This is a genomic window from Shewanella sp. 553 (genome assembly GCF_059338375.1).
Genome location: NZ_CM181701.1, coordinates 3204893 through 3218580, shown reverse-complemented (window position 1 = coordinate 3218580; position 13688 = coordinate 3204893). Strand labels below are relative to the sequence as shown.

Here is a 13688-nt window from a genome sequence, read left to right as displayed (position 1 = left end):
TTACAGTTGTATTTTTTTTGATAAGCCTTAATCAACCTATGGACTGTATCAATTCATGGGGTGAGTCAGTCACAGAAGTATTAGGGTTGCAGCATGTGATCAGGGGGGGGTAGATTTACGCTCAGTTGCGTTGCAGTGGAGGATTAAGTCATTGCAATAAGGTGGCCGAAAAAGTCAAAAGGGGCAACGCCCTTTAGCATTTGCCCCTTCTGTTGTTTGCGGTTGTATGATCCTTTGCCTTTTTTAGGCTTCTCAGTGCGCATTCTAAATAGCTCACTGGTGACGATAGCTTTTAAGGCGTTGTCTTTGATGACGCCACGACCACTATCATGGGGTATCGTGCGGCGATGATTTTTTTTACTCATCTTGTCTCCTCTTTATCCTAATGCAGGATTTATTACTGATTCACAAATACTAAATCACAGATACTGAGCAATATTCGGGATTCATGTGTGCTTATCAAGCCGCCATTGCTTTGGCTACCAAAGGATGATGGTCAAGCTGTGTTTATGCCTCTTGACTAAGCTGCGCAATATTACGCCTATTTTTTAACTAATGTAAAGCCCATATATAGTAATTTTAAGCCGTTATTTTATCACCTTAATGTCATATGTGGCGCGGGTTCACAGTGCCACTACACTTATACCGTTGAGCGTGTCTGATGACCCATTATTGAAGGAAATGCCAACGGGCGCAGAGTTGGCAAGGCCTGCCTAACAGATGTGGTATTAGTGGCGTCAAACCCTGGTAAAGGGGTGGTTCATGCGCACAGTAACGATACTGGCCACCCCGATCAGTTTGATTGCCTAAAGTGGTGTAAGGCGAGCGGCAGTAACACGGGTCGCTGCGAGATCGCCAGTGCGCCACCGTGTGAGCAATCAGCGGTAACCTAGCACTTACCGCTGAATTTGCTTGCGGTGACATATGAATAGCGGCCATAGCAGTACAACTGACTTTCGAGCCATTGATAGGGCTTTTAGCTTAATTATGACTAAATTAATTCTCGCTTAAATAAAAGCTCGTATAGTGTGTAGCAGTTTCACCAATTGGCACTTATCGAGGGGGTAGTGATTTATGAATAACGTATTGAATCTAGTGCTTGCTGTATCGGCGTTGTCACTATCGGCCTGCGGGTTTGTGGGCGATGATAAGGCGCAAATTGAGCAAGCATGGTTAGCGCAAGATCAGCAATTAAAAACCGTAGTAGAGCAGATCCGCGCTCAAGGTATTGAAACTGTTGCTCAAGGTGCGGCGGCGGGTTCGGTAGCACAGTGCGTGGCGAGCCAGCTGTCAAAGGATCCACTGGGTCAGTTAGTGAGCGTCGACGGAGCGCTGGTGGAGCAGGCAAAAATAGCTGAGTTAATGACACAGTTACAAGCGGCCATGGAGCAGGAGGTGAGTTTTTCGCAGCTATTTGATCTGTTGTTGCAAGGGGCCGACTTCGCCGCTTATGCATCGGCATTGGTTGATCAGCAAGGACTAGAGCAGGCACTGCAAACGGTTGAGCAGTTGGCGCGCTCGGGTGGTGAATTTGCCAGCCAAGATTTAGGTGCGCATTTTCAGCGGTTACTACAGGAGTGCCAGCAAGGCTAACTCATGGTTATTTCTAATTCACGACGCTAAGAGATTGGGTCGATCGCTACGTGCAGCGCCGTATGCCTGTTTCTAATTCATGACGATAAGGGATAGATCTTTGGGCGCCGGGTCGTGTGACTGTGATAGCTGCGGCTCGGTGGGCAAATTCCACTGCCGCTTTTATGCTACAACCTTCGCTTAACGCTACCATTAAGGCGCCATTGAAGGTGTCTCCGGCAGCGACGGTGTCGGTTGCATCGACTTCACAGCCTGCAATCAAACCACTAAAGTCATCACTGCTAACGTAGGCGCCTTGCTTGCCTAAGGTGATGATCACTGTTTTAGGTCCAAGCTGGTGGATAAACTGTGCGGCCAGTTTGGCGCTGACTTCATTGTTCACTTCTATGCCCGTTATCGCCTCGGCCTCGGTTTCATTTGGGGTGATAATATCCACTAATTGAAACATCTCTTTACTTATAGTCCTCGCTGGGGCGGGATTGAGTATGGTGTAGGTGCCCAGCTGTTTGGCCAGTTTAAGAGCGGTTAAAACGCTGAGTACAGGGGTTTCTAACTGCACCAATAACCAATCGGCTACCTCGATAAGCGGCGTATGGCGTAACAGGACATCAGGGGTGAGCGAGGCATTGGCTCCGGGAGAAACACCGATCATGTTTTCGCCATTTCCATCGATAAAAATCATCGCATTACCTGTTGAGGTGTTGACGATTTGGTGCACGCCATCAGGATAAATACCGTCACTAAGCCAAGCATTACACAACTGCTGACCAGCTACATCGTCTCCCACATGGCAGATAAAATCGACGCGAGTACCAGGCTGAGACAGGCGGGCGCAGGTGACTGCTTGGTTGGCTCCTTTGCCACCATATTCGAGGCGATAATCGCGACTCATTAAGGTTTGTCCAGACTCGGGTAGGTAGTCAAATTTCATCACGTGATCAACATTGGCGCTGCCTAAGATAAGGAGTCTGGTCATGATTATTGTCCTAATAACAAGTTACTTCCCAATACTTAAGGGGCATAGCGCCCCTTAAGTGTAAACGACCTATTGATTGTACGCAGATAAGCACTCCACGATAAGATCAACAAAGCCTTGTCGGTCCAGATCAAATAGTACGGTGGCATTGGCGGGCTTACCCGTTAATTGGTAGCGGTCAACAACTGTCATGCCTTGAGTATATTCACCTTGAGTTTCAATACCAACCCAACATTCGTGGCCAGTAAACAGCTCGGGTTTTAGTAACCAGGCGATGGTGCAGGGATCATGCAGCGGTGCGCCGATAAAGCCCCACTTAGGATCTCTGTGGTAGATCATAAAGAAATCGAGTAGCTCGGCGACACACTGGGCCACCGGATTGGGTATTTGGCGAATACGCTCAACATCTTCATCCATGATCTGGGCGTTATGGGTTACATCCAGACCACACATGGTGATGGGAATACCTGACTTAAACACCATGTCGGCCGCTTCTGGGTCAACAAAAATATTAAATTCTGCAGCAGGGGTCCAGTTCCCCACACCCGCAGCGCCGCCCATCAGAACGATACGTTCAATTTTGCTGTGCAGCTCAGGGTAATTAGCTAAAAACAGGGCAATGTTGGTTAATGGTCCCGACGGAATTAAGGTCACAGGCTCTTGGCTTTGGCGGACTTTTTCGGCCATCAACTCTAGGGCGTTTTGTTCAACGGCGGCAAAACTAGGTTCGGGCAGTTGTGGGCCATCGAGACCACTTTCACCGTGCACGTTGTCGGCAATGATCAGCTCTCGAGCTAATGGCTTAATGGCGCCACCCGCAACGGGAATGTCTGAACGATTAAGCAGTGTCAGCATGCGCAGCGCGTTGTGAAGGGTTTTCTCTGGCGTTTGATTGCCGGCGCTGGTGGTGACGGCCAACGGATTGAGCAGCTCACTACTGAGGGCTAATACAAGAGAAATTGCATCGTCATGGCCGGGATCGCAGTCGAGAATGATCGGTCGCGCGTTAGCGTTAGGGGTGATAGTCACGCTAGCAATGTCGATAGGGTTTGTTATTGGTTTTGATTGAGTCATTGTCATACTCCTTATATTGACAGCTTGTGCAGGGTAGCATGCCAATAAAACTTGTCACCCGCGATGGGTAAAATTTGTGATTGCTCTAAACTCGTCTCGTTTGTGCAAGGTGAGCCACCTTGCTGGTTATGGTGTGACTGAACCTATTGACGGCATATATATCTAAATACGCATCTTAGTTGAATATTCCACTGCAATTAACCAATAACCTTATTGAGGTTATGTTTTATTTATGTCTATATTTATCAGTTGGTTAACTTATTTTTGAGCAGGAGATGGATTATTTTTTTACGCAAATAACTATTTGTTATTGACTCACCGGCCATTGCGGATTATTTTGCCGCCGATGTTTTAACTCAGGTGCAAAAATGGCATTAACCAAAATCTAATGGTTAGTGGTATGTCCATAATAAAGCAGCAATTAAGCGTTGTTGGAATTATAACCAATCTCGCCTAGTGAAATTAGTTTGCCGTATTGGCTCAATTTAAGAAGGACCTTAACGCATGTCTGAAGCGACAGCCTTAAGTCTTATCCCACCAGTGGTGGTTTTGGTGTTAGCTATTTGGTTACGCCGTCCAATTCTCTCATTAATTATCGGGTCCTTAGTGGGGCTGGCTATGTACCAGCCGAGCGATGTACTCAATAATATTTCGACGATCTCCCTTTCTGTGATGGCAGATGAAACCATAGGCTGGTTGATTCTGGTGTGCGGTGGATTTGGTGCCTTAATCAGTTTGCTGGTGAAAACCGGCGGCTCGATGGCATTTGGCCGCCATGCGCTTAAGTTTGCTAAGGGACCAAAGTCATCACTGTTTATGACCTTTATCTTAGGCGTAGTGATTTTTATCGATGACTATCTCAATGCGTTAACGGTTGGCTCGACCATGAAGCGCGTCACCGATAAGTTTAAGGTGTCACGTGAGATGCTGGCCTATGTGGTTGATTCAACCGCAGCGCCGATTTGTGTGCTAGTACCACTATCGACCTGGGCGGTCTTTTTTGGTGGTTTGTTAGTCGACAACGGTGTAGCTGGTGAAGGCCAAGGCATTGCCGTCTACATGTCAGCCATCCCATACATGCTGTACGCTTGGCTTGCGGTCGCCATGGTGCTGTTGGTCATTTTGGGTATCGTGCCCGCATTTGGGCCGATGAAAAAGGCGCAGCAGGCCACAGCACAAGGTGAACCAGCGCTAAAGCAGATGGATTTAGAAGAGGTGCAAACTTCCGACGATTATGGGGTTAAAGCCATTGAAGAGGAGTTCAAACACGCCGACAATCTAGGTAAGCTGCACAACTTTTTTGTGCCTATCATACTGCTGGTTGCCTTTACCGTGTACTTCGATATTGATGTGCTTAAAGGGTTAATTGCCACGTTAGCGGTGACTTTGCCCTATTACGGCCTGCAACGTTTGATGCCGTTGTCTGAGATGATGGATCAGATGATCGATGGTTTTAAGTCGATGCTGCCAGCCATTGGTACCGTTATCGCCGCCTTTGTGTTTAAAGATGTGTGTGACAAGATGATGTTGCCACAATATGTGATTGGTAATCTCAGTGCCTTTATGACGCCACAACTCTTGCCTGCTGTGGTGTTTTTAACCATGTCGATATTGGCGTTTGCGACGGGCTCAAGCTGGGGGATTTTTGCGGTATCTATCCCTATTGTGATGCCATTAGCCCAAGCGGTAGATGCTAATATTCCCTTGGTAATTGGCGCGTTGCTATCGGCTTCCTCTTTTGGTAGTCAAGCCTGCTTCTATTCCGACTCGACGGTACTGGCAGCCCAAGGCTCAGGCTGTAACTTGGTGAGTCATGCGGTTACTCAGCTACCTTACGCGCTTATCGCTGCTGCGCTAACGTTTATGGGCTTCTTATGGTTAGCCTAAACTAAAATGTGGTTGGCTGATGATGAGTCGCTAACTAAGTAAAAAGAGGTGTTGGAGTCTATCCAACACCTCTTTTTTATCTGTAATCGCCAACTTAACTGAATCAAGCTAGATCGGCTAATAAACGCGATTGAGCATTACTGGCTAGCAATTTCGCCGAAGCGTCCTTGTTGATAATCGGCAATGGCCTGCTCAATCTCGGCTTGGCTATTCATGACAAATGGCCCCATATGAACGATTTTTTCGCGAATAGGATTGCCAGCAAACACTAAGAGTCCCGCCCCCTCATCGCCTGTCTGCAGCGACAATAAGCGTTGGCTGTCGACAATTAAATACTGCCCTTGCTGAAAACGCACCTGCGTATCTTGCTGCGTGCTACTGATATTGCCTTGATACAGATAAAGCCCAGCATATTGGCGATGACTCAAGTCGAGTTGGGCCTGTGCGCCTGCGGTGAGCATTAAATCGGCCACCATACCTTGGCCTGCCAAGCCTTGCACTGGGGCGCTGATGTGAGTATCCATGTTGGCAAATTGCCAATCACCAGCCAGTGCCCGCAGTGTTGCGCCGTGGGAATTGGTGACTTCTGGATTGTGGGTATCGCTGCTGTCTCGATAGATGGCTGGACGCATCTTATCTTTGGCGGGCATATTGAGCCAAATTTGAAAACCATGCAGGCCATCGTTCGCATCGGCCAACGGCATTTCTGAATGTACCACTCCGCTGCCAGTGCTCATCCATTGCACGTCACTGGCACGTATTGCCTTGACGTTACCTAATTGGTCTCTGTGCTCGAAGCCGCCTTTGCGAATATAGGTAAAGGTTTCAATTCCACGGTGGGGGTGAGGCGGAAAGCCGCCGATAAAATCTTGCTTGTCATCGGATTTTATCTCATCGAACATCAAGAATGGGTCGAACTTGGTGCGGGTAAAGTCGGCGACGCGACGAATGTTGACACCATCACCGTCCATGGCCGGTATAGCGCGATATTGGCTTAATACTTTCATCATCATCTCCAAATGGGTGGCCAACGAACATCACTATTGATGATAGTTGTAGGGGCTTGGCTATGTGTTAAATTGAGTGGTTAAAATGGTTAGCTGTAGAGATTAACAACTAAGATGTAGAATAAAAATTGCTAAATAATGCTTATTCCATTCTAATTTATCGAATATAAAAGTTTGAGCATCCGTCGTGGTGTGCAGGATTAAGCCGTGCTGAGCGATATCGTTTAAGGGACGATGTTAAAAGCGAGCGCGCGGCCTATTGGGTGCTGATGGCGGGCGTTGATTCGGGGCTCGCCATAGATGCGTGCCAGAAGTCTAAGCTGAGGCAACACCATTCATTAGTGGCGCTGATGAATCCGCCAGAGATGAAGGCGACTTAAAGTGATGTTTCGTTCTCTTTATCAAACGGTTTGCGCTAAAATAAGGGGTAATTTCGACAGATTGATCTCAACTTAATGGCGCAGAAGCCGACTTAATAATACAAGTTAAGCACAATGGGGCACGCTGTCGGCGGGCTACAGATTGTCATGTTTGACTAACAGGTGGCATAAATCTATGCTGGTGTTGCTTGTTATTGTGATATTACAGTGCCTTAAGTTAAATACAGCCTTGAATTGAACACAGTCTTAAATTGAATATTGATTCAGATTGGTTCTAGCATATGGATATATAGACCATGAAAAAGCTCGCCATAGACTTAGGATTAAACTTCGATAACAGTTTCGCTAAACAGCTTGGTGGCTTTTATGTCGCCTGCGAGGGCGATGTTGCACCAGCGCCTCAGTTGGTGAAATTAAATACTGCGCTAGCCAAACGCATTGGTTTAACCAATGAGGACCCCACGCAGTTAGCCCAAGTGTTATCGGGCAGTACCTGTCCGCTTGGGGCGCTCCCTTTAGCGCAAGTCTATGCAGGACATCAGTTTGGCGGCTTTACTCCGCAACTGGGTGATGGCCGCGCCTTGTTATTGGGCGAAGTGTTAGATACAGAGGGGCAGCGCCTCGATCTGCAGCTAAAAGGCTCTGGGCCAACCCAGTTTTCTCGCGGCGGCGATGGTAAAGCGGTGATGGGGGCTGTGCTGCGTGAATATATCCTCAGTGAAGCGATGCATGCGCTTAATATTCCCACCACCCGCGCCTTAGCGGTTGTCGCCACGGGCGAGTCGGTGAGACGTGATATGTTATTGCCCGGCGCCGTGTTGACCCGTATCGCATCAAGCCATCTGCGTGTCGGCAGTTTTCAGTTTTTTGCCGCTCACGGCGAAGAAGATAAAGTTAAGCAGTTGGCCGATTATGCGATAGCGCGCCATTATCCCGAGCTCTGCCTCAGCGAACATCCCTATTTAGACTTTTTACGTGCGGTGCGTAATAAACAAGCTCGTCTCATAGCCCAGTGGCTGCTAGTGGGGTTTGTCCATGGGGTGATGAACACTGATAATATGACCATCAGTGGCGAGACTATCGATTATGGCCCCTGTGCGTTTATCGACCATTACGATGCCGATAGTGTGTTTAGTTCCATCGACAGAGAAGGACGTTACGCGTACAGCAATCAGGCAGCCATAGGTCAGTGGAATTTAGCACGCTTAGCGGAAACCTTGCTCCCGCTTATCGATGAGTCACAACCTGTGGCTATTGAGCTGGCGACACAGGCGGTAACTGAATTTTGGGATGTATTTAAATATCATTGGGTTAATGGCATGCGCGCCAAGCTTGGTTTATCTACCGAGGAGGCTGGCGATCAGGCGCTGGGCGAGGAACTGCTCGAGGCTATGACCGGAGAGAAAGTCGATTTTACTAATCTATTTCGCCAACTCGCGATCGATTTAAGCCAGCAAGGTAACGATAGCCAAAAGTTATTTAATAATGCCGATAAGTTTAACGCCTGGCGTACGCAGTGGCTGGCGCGTATTACGCAAGATCCGTTAACGATTGAGCAGAGCGTGGCATTGATGGATAGCGTGAATCCGCTTTATATTGCTCGCAATCATCAAGTTGAGCAGGCCATTGAAGCGGCGCAGCGTCACGGTGATTACCAACCCTTTGAGCGTTTAGTCGAGGTGTTAACTACGCCTTATACGCCGCAAGCAGGGGCAGAGGACTATGCCAAGCCCGCGCCCGCCAGTTTTGGCCCCTTTGTCAGCTATTGCGGCACCTAAGCTGCTCCCTAAAATTCGCCTTGCCAAATGAGCGATGGCAAGGCTCGCCATGGGTTGAGCGGTTAACCCCGTTGAATGGTGATATCTGAGATATAGCCATGCTCACTGGATACTAATGCCTGCTTTAGCATCCCCGCCGCCTCCTCGGCCGACATAAAACTTGAGGTATCGAGCCTTTGACCACTAGTTGGCCAAAAGTCGGTATCCATTCCACCAGGGTAGACCGCAATCAATTTCATCGGGTTGTTTTTAAGCTCTAAACGTATCGATTCAATAAAGCCGCGCACCGCCCATTTTACCGCACAATAAGTTGATTCGCCGGCTTTAGCGGCGAGCGCTGCCGTAGACATCACTATCACTACATTGATCGGCTGATCTTTGTAGCGTTTCACGATCTCACGTATTAACAGTATGGTGGAGGTGACATTGTTCTCTAACAAGGTGTTTATTTCAGCGGCTTGTTGGGTTTCAATAGCACCAAAATAGCCGCTGCCGGCGCAATGAATGACGGTGCTTGGCGGGCTGAGACTGAGGCTATCAAATAGGGCGACAATACTGGCTTCATTGGCTAAGTCGGCCGCGATAGGACTGATATTGAGATGTTGCTGACTCAGTGCGTGTAGGCGAGCGGTCGATCGACCACTAATGGTCACAGCACGTCCATCAAGGGCATATTGTTTTGCTAATGCCGCGCCCAAGCCACTACTGGCGCCGGTTATTAATATCATCAGTTTACTCCACTTTTTAAGCCATTAGGTTGCCACGTTCTCTGGGCTATTATGCACATTACGGAGGCGGTGAGCATCTACCTCGCCATGACGATGTAAAAGGCATAACTTATTTGCTGGCGGACAGTGGCGTAAATATAAGCATAAGTAAGTTTAAGGTATGGGATGTAGGTATCAGTTTACTAAGCTGTTTATGGAGTGTTTTATTCCTGTGTTGATAGCCGGTGTGCGGTGGTTATTATTAGCTATTTTTCAGATTAAACAGTGACTTGAGCCTCATATTTAACATCAGCGGCAGCGATAGGCTTAATCGAAAATTACCGTTATATCAACGGTGGAGCTTGGCCTATTATGGCGGCCATCACCATATTATTATTAAGTGTATTTCCATGATTAAGTTAATTCCTGTCGCCATTATGTTGGCTTCTATGTTGTCAATGTCAGCCGCTTCGGCCAGTGAACCAATTGAACCGATAAAACCTGCGGTGATCACTAACCCTGACAAAGTGGAACTCGGCAAAATGTTGTTTTTTGAGCCTAGGCTTTCTAAGTCGGGTTTTATCTCTTGCAACTCATGCCATAACCTCTCGACGGGTGGCGTCGATGCCCTGCCGACCTCGATAGGTCACCATTGGCAAGAGGGACCAATAAATTCGCCAACGGTGCTCAATGCTGACTATATGCTGGCGCAGTTTTGGGATGGCCGCGCGGCCGACCTAAAAGCTCAAGCTGCAGGCCCTATTGCCAACCCTAAAGAGATGGCTTACAGCCACGAACTGGCGATAGATACCATCGCCTCAATGCCGGCTTATGTGGCGCGTTTTAATCATGTTTACGCCTCAGATGAGGTGAATATCGACCGTATTACCGATGCCATCGCCGCGTTTGAAAAAACCTTGGTGACCCCCAATAGCCCATTTGATCAGTATTTGACCGGGAATGCCGATGCAATTAGTGCTGAGGCGAAAACGGGTTACCAGCTATTTAAAGATAAAGGCTGTGTTAGCTGTCATAACGGCCCGGCCGTTGGCGGCACCATGTACATGAAGATGGGATTGGTAAAGCCATTTCATACCGACAACCCTGCACAGGGTCGCAAAGCGGTGACAGGTAATGAAGCCGACAAATATGTCTTTAAAGTGCCAACGTTGCGTAATATCGAACTGACCTATCCCTACTTCCACGATGGCAGTGTGTGGACGCTTGAAGAGGCGGTCGACACCATGGCTGATATTCAGTTGGGGCAAAAATTAAGTGAAGATGAAATTAACCAGATGGTCGCGTTTTTAAAGACATTAACTGGCGAGCAGCCACAAATTGTCCTGCCGATATTGCCGCCATCGAATGCTAATACACCGCGCCCTGCGCCGTTTTAAAGCCATACTCTATCTCTATATAGTGTCGCAAGAATAAGACAGTTGAAATAAGCCTGCTAAATACATTGAGTAGGCTTATTTTTTGTATTGTTTTATTCTATTTTTTATCCTTGAGTTTGATATTGGTGTTAACTTTTTTAAATGACTTATTGTTTTTCAGTTATTTGGTTTTATTATTATTGAGCTCTATGTTAACTTTTGTTTGGTAATTTGATTTCTTTAGCTTTATAGGCTAGTATTAATCGCTCATTTAATGAATTTCAAAGGAGACGCAATGTATTTAAATGCTCCCTTTTTTATCCCATCTATAAGATCATTTACGACTTTCCTGTCATCTGTAAAAGTTAGTATTTTCTAATTTATCTGTTAGTAAAAATCAACGATATTACCGAGTTTATAAACGTAACATGAAGCAAGGTGTTGCGCTTATCTTTGTTTTTATTGTTTTTTTTGTAAAAGGAGAACGATATGAGTATGAAGCAAGCATATGAAAAGAAATTACGGGCTCAATTGGATGAGTGGAGCGCAGAGATAGATAAGCTTAAAGCCAAAGCAGATAAAAGGCCGAAGCCGACGCTCAACTTGAATATTATAAAAAAATTGAAGAACTGCGGACAATGCAAAGGGATGTCGCTAATCAATTAATTGAACTTGAAGAGTCTAGCGATGATGCTTGGGAAGATATTAAGGCGGGTATCAACAATGCGTGGGACTCGCTCGACAAAGCATTGAAATCAGCAGTGCAGAGGTTCAAGTAATAGTTCAACTAATATTAGGTAAATATTAGTCTAAACAATGACAAAGTATTAAGGAGGTTGCTTGTGAAATCATTTATTAATGCATTTTTGTTAGCCACCATAATAGCAGGGTGAGAGCATGAATGCTTAAATATCACCCAACGTCTTTAAGCCTGCTGTTAGTACCTGCTCCAGATAATCAGTGCTGCCGTGTGCACGCTTCTGTTTGCGTGGGATACTGATTTTTCGAGTTGTTTCCGCTCGGAGCATATTCAACGCTATCTTCCTTGCTCCGGACAATACCTCCGCCGCATTGCCTCTATATATTTGACATTGGTCTTCCTTCATCGACGCGTCCAATACCCAATGCAGGCTATTTTCAACCGCCCAGTGGCTGCGTACTGCATTGGCAAAACGAGCCTTACTCAGTTTGGCTGAACTGATGTAATAACGGTACTCAAGGGATTCATTGCCGCTTTTCGTTCGACGATAGCTTAACGCAACACCAATACTTTTAAGCCCTTTCCATTCAGGGAAAGCGTCGGCTAAGCTGCCTGCGTCCATTACACAATAGGCTCTAGCTTCGTTACGTCCGTGCTGCTTCTCTAAGCAAAGCACTTCTTCGTCAATCTCGCTGCCAAGCGCCTTACGAACGGCATTATGCAGTGTTTTTTGATTACCTTTTACGGCAAGTAAATAATCTCCACCCCGCTCAATAATTTGTTCGGCGATATCTGTCTGACATCCCATGGCATCTATTGATATCAGACAACCTTTTATATCCAACAGCGCCAGTAATGCGGGAATGGCGGTAATTTCATTCGACTTACTTTCGGTTTTAACTTGCCCAAGCACGACGTTATTTTCTGTTGCGAAGGCATTTACCATGTGGATGGCTGACAGTCTGTTCTCGCGATTATATGAACCACATAGCCGTTTACCATCTATCGCAATAAGCTGACCGTCGGATAACTCAGCAACAGACTTCATCCAGTCGATAAAGCAATACTGAAACTGCTCGCTATCTATTCTCGATATGACTCGAGCAATAGTGTCATGAACAGGTAACCCATTCTTAAAAAGTCCTTTTTTGGCAAACCAGTTAAAGTGGAGATCGCCAAAATCTTCGATATCTTCCCAACCTTGTGCCCCAGCTATTGAGGCACAAACCACGAGGAATAAAATATCAGTAAATAGATGCTCGACTTTGGCTGACTGACGAGGATCTTCTAAGGAACTAAAGAACTGTTGAAATGCACCGGAGTTCATAGGGCTCTCCACAAAAGAGAGTATAAGATCACAGCCAATATGGCCCGTCCAGCTATTTGAGCGAATATCACCCTAATAGCTCAAATTATGTTCGCGATCTCGCCCTGACCATAATAGGTATTGTCCCGCTAGGTTATGTACAGATGAGTTATGCACAAACCGATAGTGATAAAGCTGAGGAAAAGACCTCAATAGAAGATGTTAAAAAAGAAACCGAAGAGATGCTTAAAACGATTGGTGCATACAGTGCCGATAAGCGAGATAAAGCGGTGGAAGAAGTCAAAGCGAGCCTTGATAAGTTAGATAAGCGCATCGATGCGTTAGAGGCGAAGACAGATAAAAATTGGGATGAAATGAGTGCAACCGCGCGCCAAGATGCCCGCGAAAAACTCAAAGCACTTCGTAAGCAACAGAATAAAGTTGCCCAGTGGTATGGCAGCATGAAATCCAGCTCTGCTGATGCATGGGAAGAAATTAAGCAAGGGTTCTCGGATGCTTATAAAGATCTCGAGAAGTCGTGGGAAGAAGCCGAAAAAGAATTTGAGTCTAAAGAATAATGGGACTTAAAGATGGCATTATACCCACCCCCATGCTTTTTAAGTAATTAGTCAGAAGCTACAAGATTCGCCATCGAAGTTGCCGAAATAAGTAGATAAAAATGCCGTATAGCCATCATGGATGATGGCTAAGGCTCGGAGGGCATGGATGCCCGATCTGAGCCGTTAGGCGATTTTTATTGGAGTATGAGGCGCCTAACTAATGCATGTAACTTCGTCTGGGGCGGCAAGGGGAGATGCAAGAGGGGGATTGCTGTTGATCCCCTTCTTGCTCGGGTGTGGGTTGAAGACCCACGACTTACCTCGGCCGTAAGGCCGTATGGGTT

At 46.7% G+C, this 13688-nt stretch carries 13 protein-coding genes; 7 read left to right on the top strand and 6 right to left on the bottom strand.

Annotated features, from left to right (window positions below):
* Positions 1 to 143: 143 nt before the first annotated feature.
* A complete protein-coding gene (locus tag AC5YBZ_RS14280) occupies positions 144 to 365 on the bottom strand; it encodes a ribosome alternative rescue factor ArfA (protein ID WP_494520954.1) in 222 nt (73 codons plus the stop codon).
* Between the two features lie 709 nt (positions 366 to 1074).
* Here AC5YBZ_RS14280 and AC5YBZ_RS14275 point away from each other — a divergent pair.
* Complete coding sequence (locus AC5YBZ_RS14275) at positions 1075 to 1593, top strand: hypothetical protein (protein ID WP_494543096.1); 519 nt, start codon at positions 1075 to 1077, stop codon at positions 1591 to 1593.
* A 46-nt stretch (positions 1594 to 1639) separates the two neighbouring features.
* On the opposite strand, the gene rbsK is transcribed toward AC5YBZ_RS14275, so the two are convergent.
* Both rbsK and rihA read right to left on the bottom strand, forming a co-directional pair.
* Complete coding sequence (rbsK, locus tag AC5YBZ_RS14270) at positions 1640 to 2569, bottom strand: ribokinase (RefSeq protein WP_494543095.1); 930 nt, start codon at positions 2567 to 2569, stop codon at positions 1640 to 1642.
* A 69-nt stretch (positions 2570 to 2638) separates the two neighbouring features.
* The gene (gene rihA / locus AC5YBZ_RS14265) at positions 2639 to 3643 is read right to left on the bottom strand and encodes a pyrimidine-specific ribonucleoside hydrolase RihA (RefSeq protein ID WP_494520957.1); all 1005 of its coding nucleotides are present in this window, start codon (positions 3641 to 3643) and stop codon (positions 2639 to 2641) included.
* Positions 3644 to 4147: 504 nt separating this feature from the next.
* On the opposite strand from rihA, the gene AC5YBZ_RS14260 reads away from it, so the two are divergent.
* Positions 4148 to 5530 carry a Na+/H+ antiporter NhaC family protein gene (locus AC5YBZ_RS14260; protein WP_494520958.1) on the top strand — a complete coding sequence of 461 codons (1383 nt, stop codon included), beginning with the start codon at positions 4148 to 4150 and terminating at the stop codon, positions 5528 to 5530.
* 137 nt (positions 5531 to 5667) lie between these two features.
* Here AC5YBZ_RS14260 and AC5YBZ_RS14255 read toward each other — a convergent pair whose 3' ends face one another.
* Positions 5668 to 6537: a pirin family protein gene (locus AC5YBZ_RS14255; protein WP_494543094.1), complete on the bottom strand. Its 870-nt coding sequence runs from the start codon at positions 6535 to 6537 to the stop codon at positions 5668 to 5670.
* Between the two features lie 676 nt (positions 6538 to 7213).
* Between AC5YBZ_RS14255 and AC5YBZ_RS14250 the strand changes: the two genes are divergently transcribed.
* On the top strand, positions 7214 to 8695 hold the full coding sequence (locus AC5YBZ_RS14250) for a protein adenylyltransferase SelO (protein ID WP_494543093.1): 1482 nt from the start codon (positions 7214 to 7216) through the stop codon (positions 8693 to 8695).
* Positions 8696 to 8757: 62 nt separating this feature from the next.
* Here AC5YBZ_RS14250 and AC5YBZ_RS14245 read toward each other — a convergent pair whose 3' ends face one another.
* Complete coding sequence (locus tag AC5YBZ_RS14245) at positions 8758 to 9423, bottom strand: SDR family NAD(P)-dependent oxidoreductase (protein ID WP_494520961.1); 666 nt, start codon at positions 9421 to 9423, stop codon at positions 8758 to 8760.
* 389 nt (positions 9424 to 9812) lie between these two features.
* On the opposite strand from AC5YBZ_RS14245, the gene AC5YBZ_RS14240 reads away from it, so the two are divergent.
* The 3 genes from AC5YBZ_RS14240 (at position 9813) to AC5YBZ_RS14230 (ending at position 11557) form a co-directional block, all read left to right on the top strand.
* Positions 9813 to 10799, top strand: a complete 987-nt coding sequence (locus AC5YBZ_RS14240; RefSeq protein WP_494520962.1) for a cytochrome-c peroxidase — start codon at positions 9813 to 9815, stop codon at positions 10797 to 10799.
* A gap of 468 nt (positions 10800 to 11267) precedes the next feature.
* Positions 11268 to 11444: a sll1863 family stress response protein gene (locus tag AC5YBZ_RS14235; RefSeq protein ID WP_494543092.1), complete on the top strand. Its 177-nt coding sequence runs from the start codon at positions 11268 to 11270 to the stop codon at positions 11442 to 11444.
* Positions 11417 to 11557, top strand: coding sequence for a sll1863 family stress response protein (locus AC5YBZ_RS14230; RefSeq protein ID WP_494543091.1), 141 nt, complete (start codon positions 11417 to 11419; stop codon positions 11555 to 11557). The genes AC5YBZ_RS14235 and AC5YBZ_RS14230 overlap by 28 nt, the downstream gene beginning before the upstream one ends.
* Positions 11558 to 11683: 126 nt before the next feature.
* Here the strand turns inward: AC5YBZ_RS14230 and AC5YBZ_RS14225 are convergent, their stop codons facing one another.
* Positions 11684 to 12805, bottom strand: a complete 1122-nt coding sequence (locus tag AC5YBZ_RS14225; RefSeq protein WP_096035922.1) for an ISAs1 family transposase — start codon at positions 12803 to 12805, stop codon at positions 11684 to 11686.
* 143 nt (positions 12806 to 12948) lie between these two features.
* On the opposite strand from AC5YBZ_RS14225, the gene AC5YBZ_RS14220 reads away from it, so the two are divergent.
* A complete protein-coding gene (locus AC5YBZ_RS14220) occupies positions 12949 to 13362 on the top strand; it encodes a sll1863 family stress response protein (protein WP_494543090.1) in 414 nt (137 codons plus the stop codon).
* Positions 13363 to 13688: the final 326 nt, after the last annotated feature.